The organism is Polynucleobacter sp. 31A-FELB (assembly GCF_018882405.1).
Lineage (GTDB): Bacteria > Pseudomonadota > Gammaproteobacteria > Burkholderiales > Burkholderiaceae > Polynucleobacter.
Map to the genome: position 1 here is coordinate 24,663 of NZ_JACVOO010000010.1, position 15,525 is coordinate 40,187.

Below are 15,525 nucleotides of genomic sequence, written 5' to 3' on the forward strand. Positions count from 1 at the left end.
GATGACAATGAGTTTTACTCTAGACCGGAGCACCAGCAACAGCATCGCTACAGAAGTAGCTGCAACTGGCGCGCCTGCTCGTCGCAGAATGAGTACGGCAGATCGTAAGCGTCAGATACTGGATCGCGCAATTCAGTACTTTGCAAAACATGGGATTGATGGGCAACTCAGAAATCTCACAAAAGGACTGGGCGTCACCCACACCCTGCTCTATCACTACTTCCCTACAAAGGACGCTTTAATTAAGGCGGTCTATGAGGATGTCTTTGAGTCACGCTGGAAGCCCGAATGGGAGCAGCTATTGGACGATAAGCATCTTTCACCAGAAGAAAAATTTAATGTGTTTTATACCGACTACTCGAATACGGTGCTCACCTACGATTTCGTTCGCATCTTGATTTTCTCGGGCTTAAGCGACCACTCCATCAGCGACCGATTCTTTGAGTTATTGCGTGATCGCCTGTTACCTAGACTGATTCGCGAAACTCGTAAACACTGCGGTCGCAGCACCCGCGGCAAGCCCTCGCAGCGAGAATTAGAGTTTTTAATGGGTCTGCATGGCGGTATTTTTTACATCGGAATGCGCCGGTGGATTTACGGTCAAGCCATCTACGACTCAGGCAATCCCAACACAGAGCAAGAAATCATTCAAGATCGAATTCGCTCTTACCTTATCTCAGCAAAAAACTTGTTTACTACCGGTAAAAAATAACATGACAAACCTCAGCCTAAATCATTTTTCCATCCGCAGCCTAGAGATTGAAAAAACTACTCAGTTTTACAGCGAAGTGCTTGGGTTAACGGTTGGGCCACGCCCAGAATTTCCTTTTCCGGGGGTCTGGCTTTATAACGGTGATGAGAACGATTGGGCCAATGCAGTACTGCATCTAATTGCGATTGATAAGAATGATCCCAATGGTCTAAAACAATACCTTGGTGAGCGTGATCCCAGCTCGCTATATGGCTCTGGAGCGGTAGATCACATCGCGTTTTTTGCTAAAGGCTTGGAAGCCAAGCTTGCACAGCTTGATAAATTGGGAGTGCCCTGCAGGCAGCGAACAGTGCCCGTCTTGCAGCTTCACCAACTCTTTTTGGATGATCCCAACGGCATCGTGATTGAATTAAATTACCCTGCAGCAGAAAAAGCAGCACTTGATGCCAAGGCTGCACAGTAAAGATGGCAAAAATTCTCGTCATCGGCGGATCTCTTGGAGGCTTATTTGCTGCCAATATACTGCTCCGCCAAGGTCACGATGTCACCTTACTAGAAAAGGCGATTGGCTCCTTAGATGGTCGAGGCGCTGGAATCGTAACGCATGATGCGCTTGCAGATGCCTTACGCGAAGCTGGCATTGCCGTTGATGACAGCTTAGGGGTTGCTGTATCTAAAAGAGTTACATTGGGTATTGACGGTGAGAGCTTGGGTGAAATGCCACTCCCCCAAATCCTAACTTCGTGGAGTCGCCTCTATCACCTGTTGAAAGAGAATTTTCCAGCTGAGCGTTACTTACAAGGTAAAAATGTAAAAGCGGTATCTCAAGATTCGAGCAGCGTTCAAGTAACTTGCGAGGATGGCAGCACCTATCAGGCTGAATTGCTGATTGCATCAGATGGTATTCGCTCAGCAATAAGAGCCCAAGTGGCACCAGATATTCAGCCCGAATATGCTGGATACATTGCATGGCGCGGCGTCTGCGATGAAAGCCATCTCTCCAATTACACGCTGAATACGCTCTTCAATTATTTTGGGTTCTGCCTACCCAACGGCGAACAAATGCTCGGATACCCAGTTGCAGGGCCAGGTAATGACACTAGGCCAGGTAAACGCCGTTATAACTTTGTTTGGTATCGCCCCGCGTCCGAGGATAGCGAACTAGTCAAGCTTCTAACAGATGCAGATGGTCACTACTATCCAACCGGAATCCCACCGCTAAAAGTTTCATGGAAACATATAGCCGAAATGCGTACAGTTGCTCGCAATATTCTAGCTCCGCAATATGCAGAAATTCTTGAGAAAACTGCTTCACCATTTTTGCAAGCCATTTACGATGTTCGATCAGAGCAAATTGTTTTTGGCAGAATTGCCCTGATGGGTGACGCAGCCTTCGTTGGTCGTCCGCATGTCGGCATGGGAGTTACAAAGGCGGGTGATGAAGCCATGGTGATAGCTCGCCACATTGCCATGTTGGGCGCAACCCCTGCTGCCCTGGAGGCATATGGCAAGGAACGGCTTAAGCTTGGACAACAAGTTGTTGCAAGAGCGCAATATCTTGGACGTTATATGCAAGCCCAAGGTAGCAAAGGCACAAGGGATGGCAATAGCCTTCGCAGAAATGCAGATACGGTAATGGCTGAGACGGCAATTGATATCAGCACCTTACTAGCAGAAGGGAAGGCAGTTCCAGAGTCACATTAAAAACTTGATGTAGTTTTTCGTATTACCAGAAGCATTCAGTTAAGATTTATGTAATAAAAAGTAGTCCTATTAATAAACTGTTTTAAATGGAGGAGACAACCATGAAACAAAAAGTAACGAATCAAACTAGAAGAAAAATGTTGATCGGCGGAGCAGCAGCAGCAAGCACTCCACTTTGGATGAACATGGCAAGCGCTCAATCTGACACTATTAAGATTGGTTTTCCAACCCCATTAACAGGACCCTTCTCTGCAGAGGCGCAAGATCAGGTGAAGGCTGCTGAGTTAGCCATTAAAGAATTTAACGATGCTGGTGGTTTTAACGGTAGAAAAGCTGAACTCTTGGTTCGCGATGACAAGCTCAATCCGGGTGAGGCAGCCACCCGCACCCTTGAGTTGATTGAAAAAGATAAGGTCAATTTTGTTGTTGGCTCTTTATCAGCTGCAACCCAACTGTCTATTAATGCTGTATGTAAAGAGCGTAAAGTGCTCTTCAACTCCATCAGCCAGTCTGATGCAATCAATGAAGCTAAAGATTGGAGTGTGTACACATTCCATGAGGCATTAAATCCGACCATGACAGCCGGCGCAGTAGCTCGCTACTCTATCCCTCGCTTTGGCAAGAAGATCGTATTCCTAACAGCTGACTACGCTTATGGCCATGAAATGGTGCGCGCTTTTGAGCGTGCCGGCAAAGAGATGGGTGCCACTACTCTGGCAGATATTCGCCATCCACTAGGTGCATCCGATTACTCTGCGTTTTTGCCACGCATCAAGGCATTAAATCCTGACATCTTAGTGCTCTGCAACTTTGGCCGCGACTTAGTGAATGCCGCCAAACAATGTACCGACTTTGGCTTGAAATCCAGTATGAAAATTGTGACGCCAGTTTTACTCTACACATCACGTCTTGCTGGTGGCCCAGAAGCATTCGAAGGAATTATTGGCGGCACTTCCTACTACTGGGGACTCGAGGATCGTATTCCAACAGCAAAAGCATTTAATGATGCATTCCGCAAAATGTATAACGGGTCAGTTCCATCTGACTACGGTGCATTAGGTTACGCTGGCGTGAAGAGTGTGCTGGCATCCATTAAGGTTGCCAAATCTACTGAAACCATGAAAGTGGTTGGCGCAATGGAGAACCTAAAGTACGACTGGTACAAAGGTCCTGAGTACTATCGCAAGTGTGACCACCAAGCCGTTCAAACAGTCATCATTGTTGAGTCTAAGTCAAAGAATATGAAGGATAAGTACGATGTCTTTAATATTCTGACGATTGAACCAACTACCGAGAAGAATATGCGTAGTTGCGCGGAGCTAGGCCATAAGGCTTAAATCTGAAATTTCAGGGTAGATCATCTGATTTGCCCTGAACCCCTCCCCCGATGCCTCTGGCTGAAGGGGAGTTTTTCTGAGTACATATATGACCGGTCTTACATTCGAACTTCTCTGCATGCAACTGCTCACAGGAATTGCCCTGGGTAGTATTTATGCACTCCTAGCCTTGGGCTTGTGCCTTATTTTTGGCATGCTCAATGTTGTGAATTTTGCCCACGGCGCCTTCTTTATGGTTGGCGCTTTCATGGGCGTCTATTTCCTTGGTGTAACAGGTAACTTTTGGTTCAGCTTGGTTCTAACACCAATTGCTACTGGAGCGCTTGGGTTGCTGACTGAGCGATTTCTAGTCCGCCCTCTTTATGGTCGCGGCATTGACTATCCACTCCTCCTAACTTTTGGACTGTCTTACGTGTTGATTGAGGCGATGCGCGTCACCTTTGGAATTGAAGGTCTACCATCCGTTACCCCTGATGGACTTAAAGGCACGCTAGATGTCGGCATTGGTTTCTTTCCTAAATATCGACTCTTTCTGATTGCTGCCACAGCTGTCATTATTTTCGCAGTTTGGTTCTTCATTCAAAAGACCCGCTACGGGCTCATTATTAAAGCCGGAGCCGCAGATCAAGAGATTGTCAAAGTACTGGGCGTAGATATTGCCAAAGTATGGCTGATGGTATTTGGCCTTGGTTGTGCGATTGCCGGACTCTCTGGAATATTGGCCTCGCCTACCCGATCCGTTAACCCAGAAATGGGTATTCCGATTTTGGCAGAATCATTTGTTGTCACGGTAGTTGGTGGTATGGGCTCACCGGTGGGCGCAGTTGTTGCGGGCCTATTGGTTGGCGTGGTCTACAGCATGACCTCCCTATTCTTCCCTGACCTCTCTGAACTTTCTATTTTTGTATTGATGGCAGTAGTGCTCTTAATTCGACCACAGGGTTTATTTGGCAAAGCGGGGGCAATGGGTTAATACCCCTAAATATTTATGAAATCATTCTTCCAACTCATTGCACGTCATCGCGTACTAGCAAGCAGTCTCTTCTTGATGGTCTTTCCTTTCATCATGCCGTACGAGGCGCTTGCTATCAATATTTTGATCTTTGGCTTATTCGCCATGGGATTCAATCTCTTGTTTGGCTATATGGGCCTCCTCTCCTTTGGTCATGCGGCCTTTCTTGGTATTGGTAGCTATCTCACCGGCATCGGTATCGTCCACTATGCAATGCCTTGGGGCGCTGCAATTCTTGTAGGCGTAATTGGCGCTGCTATCGGTGGATTAGTGATGGGCTTCCTGGCGATTCGCACCAGAGGCATCTACTTCTCTATGGTCACACTAGCGCTCGGTCAAATTGTTTTTTACGGCTTCTATAAGGCCGAGAGTTTAACTGGCGGAGAAAATGGTTTGCGAGGCGTCCGCGTTGACTCATTCAACATCTTAGGCATCCCAGTAGACTTCCTTAATCCTCTGGTGAAGTACTACATCATTCTCTTTTTTGTAGTTATTGCCATATGGCTCATCTCTCGAATCTTAAACTCACCTCTTGGTGCTGTGATGGAAGCGATTCGTGAGAATGAAAAGCGTGCTGCAGCCTGCGGCTTTGATGTATCCCGCACAAAACTGCTGGTGTTTGTACTGTCAGCGGCGATCTGCGGCTTAGCAGGCTCATTGCGCGCTCTACACCTCTCTATTGTTCCCATAGATTCACTCCACTACCTCCAATCCGGCCAGGCAGTCATGATGAGCATCTTGGGAGGTATGGGCACTTTCTTTGGACCGTTTGTTGGTGCTGCCGTCATGCTCTATTTAGAGGATGTAGTCACAACTTTCACCAAACACTGGATGGCTGTCATTGGACTGGTATTCATGTTCTTTGTATTGTTCTTCCCCAAAGGAATCTGGGGAACCATCTTGAGCAAGCTAAACCTCAATCAGGATTCGAAATAATGAGTAGCTCAAACCAAACCCCTATCCTTGAGGCTCGCAATGTCAGTAAGAGTTTTGGGAAATTCAAGGCCCTGCAGAATGTATCGACTACATTTATGCCCGGATCCCTTACGGCCATCATTGGCCCTAATGGCGCAGGAAAAAGTACATTCTTTAACGTGCTTAGTGGTGCCTTCCCACCCTCGAGCGGTCAAATCTTATTCAACGGCAAAGATATTACCGGCATGCAGCAATACGAATTTGCTCGTATAGGCATTTCCAAAAGCTTCCAAATTACCAATGTATTTAAACAATTAACCGTTCATGAAAATGTGCGGGTTGCTGCACAAATGGAAACAGCGCGCTATAACTTTTTGCGTAATGCACAAAGCTATCCAGGGCCCATTGAGCTTGCGGACCAACTTTTACGTCGCGTGAACTTAGAGCACTTAAGAAATAAAAAAACCGGTGACTTGGCTCATGGTCAACAGCGTGCACTAGAAATTGCTATGGCCCTTGCCTGCAACCCAAGCCTTCTGCTGTTAGATGAGCCAACCGCAGGCATGTCTCCTGAAGAGACGCTCGTAATGATGGATCTTATTCGCACACTAGCAAATGAAAGAACGGTTATTTTGGTTGAACATAAGATGAAGCTCATCATGGGCTTATGTAAGCGCATCATCGTTCTACATCATGGCGAGTTTTTGGCCGAGGGAACTCCAGAAGAAATTCAAAATAATGCAGAGGTACGACGTGTGTACCTAGGCCAAGGTTAACGAAGGTTTATATATGTTGCGTGTTGAAAATTTAAATGCTTGGTACGACCGTAGCCATGTTTTGCAAGGCGTCTCTTTGCAAGTAAACAAAGGTGAAATCGTTACCTTGATGGGGCGTAATGGCGCCGGCAAGACTACTACCCTGCGCTCTTTAATGGGTCTACTCTCCAAGAGAGAGGGTAAAGCCTCTATTGATGGCATCTCCTTCTTGGATCTTGCGGCGCATGAACGCTACCACCTTGGCTTGGCTTACGTTCCCGAGGATCGACGCATTGTTCCAGGCTTAACCGTTAAAGAAAATTTAGAGCTAGGTGTTATTGCCAAGAAGAGTCATGGTGATATGAGCGCTATGGTAGACGAGATTGCAGAAACCTTTCCTCGTCTCAAGGAGAGATTGAATCAAGACGGGACATCCATGTCGGGTGGTGAGCAGCAGATGCTAGCAATCGCACGCGCTATGATTGCCAAGCCTAAAGTCATACTTTTGGATGAGCCATCCGAAGGCATCATGCCAGTATTGGTGGAAGAAATGTTTGAGCTCTTTGCAAAACTAAAGCAACAAGGTCTAACAATTCTTTTGGTTGAACAAAATGTCCAGCAAGCGCTTAAGATTTCTGACCGAGCCTACATTCTTGACCAAGGGGAAATTGTTTTTCATGACACAGCCCAGAATCTCTTAAATAACGATGAGATTCAGCAAAAGTATTGCGCTGTTTAATGGCTTTGGTGCTTCCTCTAGATGATGTGAAGCCAATGCCCCAATTGATGCCAAAAACTGCTGGGCACCAGGGTTAAAAGCCAGGTCATCGTGAGATAACGTAGCAGTTTGCCAATAAACATATAAATTAGACAAGGTAACCAAGGCAACCTGAGCCATCCAGCAGCCAAACACAGAGGATCGCCAAAACCAGGTAGCCATGACAACAGGAGCATCTTAGGGCCCCGCTCTTCTAGCCAGCGTTGCATTCTGCCATTAGCAGGCCCCTTTAAGGATTCAAAGCTATTTCGACTCAGTAGCCCAAGCCACCAGTCGAACATACCACCCAATGTATTGCCTATCGTAGCCACGCCTATAGCAACCCAATATAAATGGGGGTTTACCGAAACATACCCAAAAAGTATCGGCTCAGATCCCACAGGCAGCAAGGTTGCAGAAATAAAGGCACTAATAAATACTGCCGGCAAACCAACCGATGGCATCCCAAAGAAGTCGAAAAACTGACTCAGCATTTGCTCCATTAAGCAAAGACTCCAAGCGGGGTAGAAAGTAAGGATGCGACCATTCCTCAAGTATGCCCCAATAGGCATTTAGATCAGCCATATAGGCGAAGCTGAGGTCCTTTTTGAGTTGCCCACACTTTTAGATTCTTGCTTAAACTGTAGGGATTCGCATATTCCTTAACCCCTTTTATTGATAGACCACCAAATGAATCACCCCATCCCCAAGCCAGACCAATACCAAGATATGCGTGAAGCCTTGCGCGATCTTTGCGGCAGTTTTGACTCCGCTTATTGGCAAAAGGTGGATCATGAAAGGGCCTACCCAGAGGCTTTTGTTGATGCTATGGCACAGGCTGGTTGGCTAGCAGCCTTAATCCCAGAAGAATTCGGTGGCTCTGGTCTAGGTCTTGCTGAAGCCTCGGTCATCATGGAAGAGATTAATTTCTCGGGTGGCAATGCAGGCTCTTGTCATGGCCAAATGTACAACATGGGCACCTTATTACGTCATGGCTCTGATGCCCAAAAGAAACTCTATCTCCCTAAAATCGCTACCGGTGAATTACGCCTCCAAACAATGGCAGTCACAGAGCCTACTACTGGTACCGATACCACCAAACTCAAAACTACTGCAGTCAAAAAAGGCGATAAGTATGTCGTGAATGGCCAGAAGGTTTGGATCTCCCGCATTCAGCATTCTGATTTGATGATTTTGCTAGCGCGCACTACTCCACTAGCTGAGGTAAAGAAAAAATCAGAGGGCATGTCGATCTTTATCGTTGACCTTAAAGAAGCGATTGGCAAAGGTATGGCGATCCAGCCGATTGCCAATATGGTGAATCACGAAACCAATGAAGTCTTCTTTGACAACCTAGAAATTCCTGCCGAGAATTTGATCGGCGAAGAAGGTCAAGGATTTAAATACATTCTTGACGGGCTCAATGCTGAGCGCACGCTCATTGCTGCGGAGTGTATTGGCGATGCTTACTGGTTTGTGGATAAAGCTCGTCGCTACGCGAATGAGCGCGTGGTATTTGATCGGCCGATCGGTAAGAACCAAGGCATTCAGTTTCCGATTGCGGATTCTTATATCGAAACAGAAGCGGCTAACCTGATGCGCTTTAAAGCCTGCGAGCTTTTTGATGCCAAGCAAGCCTGTGGCGCTGAATCCAATATGGCCAAGTACCTAGCAGCAAAAGCATCATGGGAGGCTGCTAACGTATGCCTGCAAACCCACGGTGGTTTTGGTTTCGCTAATGAATATGATGTTGAACGCAAATTCCGAGAAACCCGCCTCTACCAAGTGGCGCCAATTTCAACTAACTTAATTTATTCCTACGTAGCCGAGCATGTCCTAGGACTCCCCCGCTCCTTCTAATTCTTTGGGCCTTTTCATTTATTCAGTTGGGTAAGTAATTACATGAGCATTCGTCCTTTAGATGGTATTACCGTAGTTTCTCTAGAGCATGCCATCGCTGCTCCTTTTTGTACGCGTCAGTTAGCAGATTTAGGTGCTCGCGTCATTAAGGTTGAACGGCCTGGCGCTGGCGACTTTGCCCGTGCTTATGATGAGCGTGTTAATGGCATGTCATCGCACTTCACTTGGGTAAATCGCTCTAAAGAAAGCTTGACCTTAGATCTCAAACAAGAATCTGCACTAACGGCACTCAAGGCACTGCTAAAAACAGCTGACGTCCTAGTGCAAAACTTGGCGCCTGGTGCAGCGGCGCGCATGGGACTGACCGCAGAACTCCTGCAAAAGGACAACCCAGGTTTGATTTTGTGCGACATCTCAGGCTATGGAAATAATGGCCCTTATCGCGATAAGAAAGCCTATGACCTATTGATCCAGAGTGAAGCTGGCTTCTTATCCGTTACCGGGACCCCAGAAACTCCCAGCAAAGCAGGAAACTCCATTGCCGATATTGCCGCAGGCATGTATGCCTATACAAACGTTCTGGCAGCTCTTTTACAAAGAGGCAAGACTGGTAAGGGATCAACGATCGACGTATCCATGCTTGAATCACTCGGGGAATGGATGAGCTACCCGCTCTACTATGCCTATGAAGGTGCCGCCCCTCCCCCTCGCAATGGCGCATCTCATGCCACGATCTATCCCTATGGACCGTTTAAGGCGGGTGATGGCGGCACCGTCATGTTGGGCCTACAAAACGATCGTGAATGGGTTTTATTCTGCGAGGTGGTGCTCGGGAATCAGGCGCTTGCCAAGGATGAACGTTTTGATAAAAACTTCAAGCGCAATGAGAAGCGAGATGAATTGCTCTCAATCATTGATGCCTGTTTTAGCAAACTGACAACCGAACAAGTTATTGCAAAATTAGATGAAGCCCAAATTGCTAACGCTCGTCTCAATGATATGCAGGGCTTATGGAATCACGAACAACTCAAAGCGCGGGATCGTTGGGTGCAAGTCGATTCGCCTGTAGGCTCTATTCCAGCAATGCTACCCCCAGGAAGCAACAGTAGCTTCAACTACCGCATGGATGAAATCCCATCAGTAGGTCAGCACACCAATGCAATCCTAGATGAGCTTGGTATCACTGCAAGTGAGATTGAGGCTATGCGCGCTCAAGGGGCAATTTAAAGTAAGGGTGAAGCTAAGTGGGCTGCGTTCTCTAGCAAGACACGCCACCGTGGTCGCTTAGCCCAACTTACTGGGTTCACCATATCTGATTGAGCCAGGTAGGAGTCAATCAAAGTTTCAAGTTTGGCGCAAAACTCATCGTTGTATACGATTAAGCTAATTTCAAAATTGAGACGCAAGCTGCGTTGATCAAAATTGACCGAACCGAATATCGCTACACGCTTATCTATTAATAAGCTCTTCGTATGCAATAGTCCGCCATGAAATTCAGCGATATTGACGCCAGCATTCATGAGATCGGCATAGAAGCTACGGCTGCTCCAAGCGACTAATGTGGAATCATTTAATTTAGGGACAATGAGCGTTACATTCACACCCCGACCCGCTGCTGCCATCAATGCCTGAATCAAACCATCATCTGGACCGAAGTAAGGCGTAGTAATCGTCAGCTCCTTACGTGCATCCATGATGGCGGATAGCAATACCTGATACAAGATATCGTCGCGGTATACCGGGCCAGAGGAAAACTCTTGGGCTAGCACCCGACCTTCTGTCGGAGTTGCAGCAGGCGCCACATCATTGAAGTGCGTAATCTTCGGATTGTCCACGCTCCAGTCAAATGAAAAGGTCAGCTCAAACTGGGATGCCACCGGCCCTTCAATTCGAACCATCGCATCAACCCATTCACCGACCCCCGAGTCTTGCTTGAAGCTGCGTGGATCGACCATGTTCATACTGCCAGTCCAAACAATGGCGTTATCAATTACAAATATTTTTCGATGCAACCGAAGATCAGCGCGACGGAATTGGAAGCGGCCAATCTGAATTGGCAAGGCCTCAGTCACTTCAATTCCAGCGTCCCTGAAACGCTTCGGCCAAGTCGATTTAAACCAATCCTTACTACCCAAGGAATCTAGTAACACCTTACAAACTACGCCACGCTTAGCTGCTGCAATTAAGGCCTCGCCAACACGATCAGCATCACCCCCGAGAGCCCATATATAGAATTCCAAATGCAGTGTATTTTTCGCTTGATTTATCTCATCGATAAATAACTGCAAGATCTTCAGAGAACTCGTAAACAATTCAATCTTATTGCCAGCAATTACTGGCGAGCCATTATTCGACTCCGCTAATAAGCTTAACGCTCTGCCCTCAATTGGCAGCAACTGCTTATCAGTCTGATAGCGCTGACGCATATTTTCAGTGATTGCTGCATATTCCTTATCCATGCGAATAATTTTTCGGGTTAGTTTGCGACCCACAGGACGCTCACCAATCAAAATATACAAACCAATTCCAATTAAGGGAACGAGAACCACAATCAGAAACCATGCGAGGACAACACCAACCGGTCTTCTTACTGAGATCAATCTGAATCCAAATAGAAGCACGATAGCTATGTGCAGAAGTGGAACCCAGATTAATGAGAAGCCAAAGATAGTTCCCAGTAAATAATTTAAAAAGCTCATTCGATTTCCAGTTCCGCCGTAATACCTAGGTGATCAGATAATTTAAGCCATTCATACATCACCTCTGCAGAATGGATTTTTAGACCCCGAACATAAATCCGATCCATCGGAAGCATCGGCTTCACGCTGGGAAAGGTTTTTGCAGGAGAGCCGGTAAGAACCTCAAATACTTCATTAAAGCCGGCCGCTTGCATTGGAGCGCTCACGCGATTGCGCCAATCATTAAAGTCGCCCGCCACAATGGTTGGACCGCCACCCGCAAGAGTGTCAATGTAACGAATGATCTCATCCAATTGACGCTCCCGCCCTCTTTCAAATAATGCCAGGTGCACACAAAAACAATGGATGGGTGTTGGCGCGCCCTCTAATTGAGTAATGCTGTGAAGTAAACCACGCCGCTCAAATCGATAAGCAGAAATATCGTAGTTTTCACCCTTGTGCAGTGGTCTTTTAGAAAGAATGGCATTGCCATGGTGACCATCGGGATACTCGACATTTTTACCGTAGTGCCAATCATGCCAAAAATCTTCAGACAAAAAATGGGTCAACTCCATCAAAGGCCATTGACCAAATCGCCTGATTCGACCCCGATGCTCTTGTTGGAGCTCTTGTAGGAAAAGCAAGTCAGGATGATGGCTACGCATTTTTTGACGTAGCTCGTAGATGGTAGATTTTCTATGCAAAGGAGATAAGCCCTTATGCACATTCATCGTCATGACGCTAAAGCGACCTAAATGGATCTGGGTCATTAAAACTGTCCCGCAGCGCGTTGTCGTCTTACACGCGCCAAATAGATTTCACCTTCAACCAAATCCTGGCACTGCATGCACTTATTGCAAATGGAGGCCTGCTCACGCAACTCATCAATGGAGTCGATCGGATGCTCATCGAGATATTCACGAAGATCGACGTCGAGGACCTCATTACAGAGGCAAATGACTTCAGCCATGAGTTAAAAAAGGGAAATTGTTTGCATTTATGCCATTTTGCCACCGCCTTGCTAGAATCGAGCCCATGTTTACGACCTTCCAGGATGCCTTTGGACTGCTTGCGCATTTAGATGCGGGGGTAATGGGTATTGTCCTCGTCTCGCTTCAGGTCAGCCTGACTGCGCTTCTTCTGGGCACCCTCATCGGACTCCCCCTAGGCGCACTGTTAGCAACAGAAGAATTTAATGGCAAAAAGACAATTACGGTCACCTTAAATACCTTAATGGGCGTACCAACAGTTATCGTTGGCGTAGTAGTCTACCTTTTGCTCTCCCGCACAGGGCCCCTAGGAGTCTGGGGATGGCTTTTTACGCCCAAGGGCATGATCCTAGCCCAAACACTGCTGACAACCCCTCTCATTGCCGCCCTAAGCCGACAAATCCTTGAGGATTCCTGGAGAATTCATCGGGATTCGTTTAGAGCGCTTCGACTGCCCAGGCTTTCTGCCCTGAAATGGCTTATTTGGGACTGCCGCTTCTCCCTAACGATTGCCGTCCTAGCGGGATTAGCCAGAGCGATATCTGAGGTGGGTGCCGTCATGATTGTGGGCGGCAATATTGACCACTCCACTCGCACCATGACCACAGCAATTGCCCTGGAAACTAGCAAAGGGGATTTGCCCCTAGCCCTAGCCTTAGGGATTATTTTGCTCGGCATTGTATTGCTAGCAAACCTATTTACATTTGTAGTTCGCCAAATTGCAGAGCGTCGCTATGGTTAATGGTTTGGAACAATTTCAGCAGTTCATTGAGCTCAAAGGCGTCATTGTCAAAAGTGATGGGCGGATCATCTTAGATATTCCTCATGCAGTCATTCCAGCCGATCGAATTTGCGCCTGTATTGGCCCTAATGGCGCTGGAAAGACAACACTGCTGAAGCTACTGGATGGCTTAATTAAGCCGGATTTAGGAATGGTAACTTATTCAACCGTAGGCATCCGGTCTGCCCTGGTGCTCCACCACACGCCAATGATCAAAGCTTCAGCAAGAACCAATCTTGCTATGGTCAAGGACTCAGATCCCTCAATTGATTCAATCCAAATTGATGAAGTCATTGAGCAGATTGGCTTAAGCCATCTTGCGAATAGTCCCGCCCACAAACTCTCAGCAGGTGAAAGACAAAAGCTTTGTCTAGGGAGAGCCATTTTGCAAAAGCCGAATTTGGTTTTACTGGATGAGCCTACGGCCAATCTCGATCCCAATACGACTGAGCAGGTTGAAGAAATTATTCGTCAATTTAAGCTTCAAGACTCAGATGTGATCTTCACATCCCATCAGCTTGCACAAGTCCAAAGGCTTGCGGAGTACATCATCTTTATTGATCAGGGCCAAATAAAAGAAAAAGGACCCGTAGGTCCTTTCTTTGCTGATCCTCAGACTCAAGCAGCTAAGCGCTACTTACATCAAGAGTTACTTTCAGACTAATTACTTTGCTGCTGTTGGTGCTGGAGCTGCCGCTGCAGCGCCTGGTGCAACAAATGGAGGCGGTGCAACACAGGCTGCTGGTGCCGGAGTACCAGAAACCCTAAATTGATCAGCCACTTTGTTTTGCGCCTGGCATAACTTGAATGCCCCAACCTTGTCTCCATATGCAGTCTTTGCTTTAGCCAAGGTTGCAGCCTCTTGAGCTTCAGGCGTTAATGGCGGCAAGGCGGCAAATGCAGCCGCAGTTGCAAATGAACAGAGTGTGAAAGCAATGATTTTTTTCATGGCTTTGTCCTTATTTATTAATCTTGTTGTACCAAATTTCATGGTGTTCTTTAGCCCAAGTTGCATCAACGTAGCCAGTCTTCATGCCATCGATTGAACCCTGCATACCAACTGTACCGATGTAGATGTGACCCATTGCCATCGCCGTCATCAAGATAGCAGCAGAGCTATGAATGATGTTGGCCAACTGCATAGTGCCGCGCAAGTATTGGATATCCATGAATGGAACGATCATGTCGAGCACAAATCCTGAGGCAGAAATGATCAAGCCTAGGAATACCATGCCAAACCAGAACCAGAACTTCTCACCGAAGTTAAAGAAACCAGCTGGTACATGCTTACCAGAGAAGATTCCACCGAAAGACATTAACCAAGCCATATCGCCTTCTCCAAAAATGTTCTTACGAACAAAGAGGAAGAAGAAAATCACAATACTTAATGTAAACAATGGGCCTGTGAAGTTATGGATGTTTTTGCAAAGCATCAAGAATGAGCCATAAGCTGCACCACCCATCAACGGCATTGCAAAGAACTTGCCGTACAAAATCAAAAGACCGGTAAATGCAAGAGCAATAAAGCTAAATGCCATAGTCCAGTGAGTTAAGCGATCAAAGCCATTAAAACGCTTAATCTTTGTACCAGACAAAGGCTCGTGCAACTTGATTGGGCCTTTAAACATATACATTGCAATCACGCCAAAGAATGCGAGAGCCAGTAACCAGCCGCCATAAACAGTAATTACACCATTACGAATCAAGCGCCATTGCTGACCAGAGCGCTGAATCAACACACTCGCCTCTTTGTCTGGAATACTGACGTAGTTATAAGGATCGCTGTTAGCCGTATCCCAAATAGCACCTTCTTTAGGCGCTGTATTAGCTGGCTGCGATTGAGCTTGAGTTCCGTTAGGAATTGCATTGAGATTCTTAGGAATATCAATGCCGCTCGGGCTTGGTAGCGGTGGCATTGGCGAGCGTTCGGCCAAACTCACACCGCTCAATAAGCTAAGTGATACACCCAGGGCAAGCACCCATGAGCGACTAACACTTGAAAATGATCGATTCATACAAATATCC

At 46.8% G+C, this 15,525-nt stretch carries 18 protein-coding genes; 12 read left to right on the forward strand and 6 right to left on the reverse strand.

Annotated features, from left to right (window positions below; translation table 11 throughout):
• The first annotated feature begins 1 nt into the window (after position 1).
• The 8 genes from ICN30_RS07395 to ICN30_RS07430 all read left to right on the forward strand — a co-directional run bounded on the left by ICN30_RS07395 (position 2) and on the right by ICN30_RS07430 (position 7,174).
• Positions 2-712 (forward strand): TetR/AcrR family transcriptional regulator, encoded by a 711-nt coding sequence (locus tag ICN30_RS07395; RefSeq protein ID WP_255533158.1) that lies wholly within the window; start codon positions 2-4, stop codon positions 710-712.
• Between the two features lies 1 nt (position 713).
• Positions 714-1,175, forward strand: a complete 462-nt coding sequence (locus ICN30_RS07400) for a VOC family protein (RefSeq protein ID WP_015421343.1) — start codon at positions 714-716, stop codon at positions 1,173-1,175.
• Between the two features lie 2 nt (positions 1,176-1,177).
• The gene (locus ICN30_RS07405) at positions 1,178-2,416 is read left to right on the forward strand and encodes an FAD binding domain-containing protein (protein WP_216274464.1); all 1,239 of its coding nucleotides are present in this window, start codon (positions 1,178-1,180) and stop codon (positions 2,414-2,416) included.
• Positions 2,417-2,517: 101 nt separating this feature from the next.
• A complete protein-coding gene (locus tag ICN30_RS07410) occupies positions 2,518-3,753 on the forward strand; it encodes an ABC transporter substrate-binding protein (RefSeq protein ID WP_255533159.1) in 1,236 nt (411 codons plus the stop codon).
• Positions 3,754-3,871: 118 nt separating this feature from the next.
• Positions 3,872-4,726: a branched-chain amino acid ABC transporter permease gene (locus ICN30_RS07415; RefSeq protein WP_255533160.1), complete on the forward strand. Its 855-nt coding sequence runs from the start codon at positions 3,872-3,874 to the stop codon at positions 4,724-4,726.
• A 15-nt stretch (positions 4,727-4,741) separates the two neighbouring features.
• Complete coding sequence (locus ICN30_RS07420) at positions 4,742-5,701, forward strand: branched-chain amino acid ABC transporter permease (RefSeq protein WP_216274468.1); 960 nt, start codon at positions 4,742-4,744, stop codon at positions 5,699-5,701.
• The gene (locus tag ICN30_RS07425) at positions 5,701-6,456 is read left to right on the forward strand and encodes an ABC transporter ATP-binding protein (protein ID WP_015421348.1); all 756 of its coding nucleotides are present in this window, start codon (positions 5,701-5,703) and stop codon (positions 6,454-6,456) included. The genes ICN30_RS07420 and ICN30_RS07425 overlap by 1 nt, the downstream gene beginning before the upstream one ends.
• A 13-nt stretch (positions 6,457-6,469) precedes the next feature.
• Positions 6,470-7,174 carry an ABC transporter ATP-binding protein gene (locus tag ICN30_RS07430; protein WP_216274469.1) on the forward strand — a complete coding sequence of 235 codons (705 nt, stop codon included), beginning with the start codon at positions 6,470-6,472 and terminating at the stop codon, positions 7,172-7,174.
• 17 nt (positions 7,175-7,191) lie between these two features.
• Here ICN30_RS07430 and ICN30_RS07435 read toward each other — a convergent pair whose 3' ends face one another.
• Positions 7,192-7,695: a YqaA family protein gene (locus ICN30_RS07435; RefSeq protein ID WP_216274470.1), complete on the reverse strand. Its 504-nt coding sequence runs from the start codon at positions 7,693-7,695 to the stop codon at positions 7,192-7,194.
• A gap of 187 nt (positions 7,696-7,882) precedes the next feature.
• Between ICN30_RS07435 and ICN30_RS07440 the strand changes: the two genes are divergently transcribed.
• On the forward strand, positions 7,883-9,052 hold the full coding sequence (locus tag ICN30_RS07440; RefSeq protein WP_216229884.1) for an acyl-CoA dehydrogenase family protein: 1,170 nt from the start codon (positions 7,883-7,885) through the stop codon (positions 9,050-9,052).
• Positions 9,053-9,094: 42 nt separating this feature from the next.
• Entirely contained in the window at positions 9,095-10,279 is a 1,185-nt protein-coding gene (locus ICN30_RS07445) for a CaiB/BaiF CoA-transferase family protein (protein WP_216274471.1), read from the forward strand.
• Here ICN30_RS07445 and cls read toward each other — a convergent pair.
• Genes cls through ICN30_RS07460 form a run of 3 tightly spaced genes read right to left on the reverse strand, consistent with a single transcriptional unit; the run spans position 10,276 to position 12,700 of the window.
• On the reverse strand, positions 10,276-11,751 hold the full coding sequence (gene cls, locus ICN30_RS07450) for a cardiolipin synthase (protein ID WP_216274472.1): 1,476 nt from the start codon (positions 11,749-11,751) through the stop codon (positions 10,276-10,278). The genes ICN30_RS07445 and cls overlap by 4 nt on opposite strands.
• Positions 11,748-12,500: an endonuclease/exonuclease/phosphatase family protein gene (locus ICN30_RS07455; protein WP_216274473.1), complete on the reverse strand. Its 753-nt coding sequence runs from the start codon at positions 12,498-12,500 to the stop codon at positions 11,748-11,750. The genes cls and ICN30_RS07455 overlap by 4 nt, the downstream gene beginning before the upstream one ends.
• Positions 12,500-12,700 carry a hypothetical protein gene (locus tag ICN30_RS07460; protein WP_215333433.1) on the reverse strand — a complete coding sequence of 67 codons (201 nt, stop codon included), beginning with the start codon at positions 12,698-12,700 and terminating at the stop codon, positions 12,500-12,502. Before ICN30_RS07460 ends, ICN30_RS07455 begins: the two co-directional genes overlap by 1 nt.
• 65 nt (positions 12,701-12,765) lie before the next feature.
• Between ICN30_RS07460 and ICN30_RS07465 the strand changes: the two genes are divergently transcribed.
• Positions 12,766-13,461 (forward strand): ABC transporter permease, encoded by a 696-nt coding sequence (locus ICN30_RS07465; RefSeq protein ID WP_216274474.1) that lies wholly within the window; start codon positions 12,766-12,768, stop codon positions 13,459-13,461.
• The gene (locus ICN30_RS07470; RefSeq protein ID WP_216274476.1) at positions 13,454-14,164 is read left to right on the forward strand and encodes an ATP-binding cassette domain-containing protein; all 711 of its coding nucleotides are present in this window, start codon (positions 13,454-13,456) and stop codon (positions 14,162-14,164) included. Before ICN30_RS07465 ends, ICN30_RS07470 begins: the two co-directional genes overlap by 8 nt.
• Here the strand turns inward: ICN30_RS07470 and ICN30_RS07475 are convergent, their stop codons facing one another.
• Together ICN30_RS07475 and ICN30_RS07480 are read right to left on the reverse strand one after the other, a co-directional pair.
• A complete protein-coding gene (locus tag ICN30_RS07475) occupies positions 14,165-14,449 on the reverse strand; it encodes a hypothetical protein (RefSeq protein WP_216274478.1) in 285 nt (94 codons plus the stop codon).
• Between the two features lie 10 nt (positions 14,450-14,459).
• On the reverse strand, positions 14,460-15,515 hold the full coding sequence (locus ICN30_RS07480) for a formate dehydrogenase subunit gamma (RefSeq protein WP_216274481.1): 1,056 nt from the start codon (positions 15,513-15,515) through the stop codon (positions 14,460-14,462).
• Positions 15,516-15,525: the final 10 nt, after the last annotated feature.

Bases quoted from the DNA above. Each gene is read 5' to 3' on its own strand.
- ICN30_RS07415 (WP_255533160.1), top strand. From the start codon at position 3,872: ATGCAACTGCTCACAGGAATTGCCCTGGGTAGTATTTATGCACTCCTA.
- ICN30_RS07420 (WP_216274468.1), top strand. From the start codon at position 4,742: ATGAAATCATTCTTCCAACTCATTGCACGTCATCGCGTACTAGCAAGC.
- ICN30_RS07440 (WP_216229884.1), top strand. From the start codon at position 7,883: ATGAATCACCCCATCCCCAAGCCAGACCAATACCAAGATATGCGTGAA.
- ICN30_RS07410 (WP_255533159.1), top strand. From the start codon at position 2,518: ATGAAACAAAAAGTAACGAATCAAACTAGAAGAAAAATGTTGATCGGC.
- ICN30_RS07425 (WP_015421348.1), top strand. From the start codon at position 5,701: ATGAGTAGCTCAAACCAAACCCCTATCCTTGAGGCTCGCAATGTCAGT.
- ICN30_RS07460 (WP_215333433.1), bottom strand. From the start codon at position 12,700: ATGGCTGAAGTCATTTGCCTCTGTAATGAGGTCCTCGACGTCGATCTT.
- ICN30_RS07455 (WP_216274473.1), bottom strand. From the start codon at position 12,500: ATGACCCAGATCCATTTAGGTCGCTTTAGCGTCATGACGATGAATGTG.
- ICN30_RS07405 (WP_216274464.1), top strand. From the start codon at position 1,178: ATGGCAAAAATTCTCGTCATCGGCGGATCTCTTGGAGGCTTATTTGCT.
- ICN30_RS07400 (WP_015421343.1), top strand. From the start codon at position 714: ATGACAAACCTCAGCCTAAATCATTTTTCCATCCGCAGCCTAGAGATT.
- ICN30_RS07480 (WP_216274481.1), bottom strand. From the start codon at position 15,515: ATGAATCGATCATTTTCAAGTGTTAGTCGCTCATGGGTGCTTGCCCTG.
- ICN30_RS07465 (WP_216274474.1), top strand. From the start codon at position 12,766: ATGTTTACGACCTTCCAGGATGCCTTTGGACTGCTTGCGCATTTAGAT.
- ICN30_RS07435 (WP_216274470.1), bottom strand. From the start codon at position 7,695: ATGGAGCAAATGCTGAGTCAGTTTTTCGACTTCTTTGGGATGCCATCG.
- ICN30_RS07430 (WP_216274469.1), top strand. From the start codon at position 6,470: ATGTTGCGTGTTGAAAATTTAAATGCTTGGTACGACCGTAGCCATGTT.
- ICN30_RS07470 (WP_216274476.1), top strand. From the start codon at position 13,454: ATGGTTAATGGTTTGGAACAATTTCAGCAGTTCATTGAGCTCAAAGGC.
- cls (WP_216274472.1), bottom strand. From the start codon at position 11,751: ATGAGCTTTTTAAATTATTTACTGGGAACTATCTTTGGCTTCTCATTA.
- ICN30_RS07445 (WP_216274471.1), top strand. From the start codon at position 9,095: ATGAGCATTCGTCCTTTAGATGGTATTACCGTAGTTTCTCTAGAGCAT.
- ICN30_RS07475 (WP_216274478.1), bottom strand. From the start codon at position 14,449: ATGAAAAAAATCATTGCTTTCACACTCTGTTCATTTGCAACTGCGGCT.
- ICN30_RS07395 (WP_255533158.1), top strand. From the start codon at position 2: ATGACAATGAGTTTTACTCTAGACCGGAGCACCAGCAACAGCATCGCT.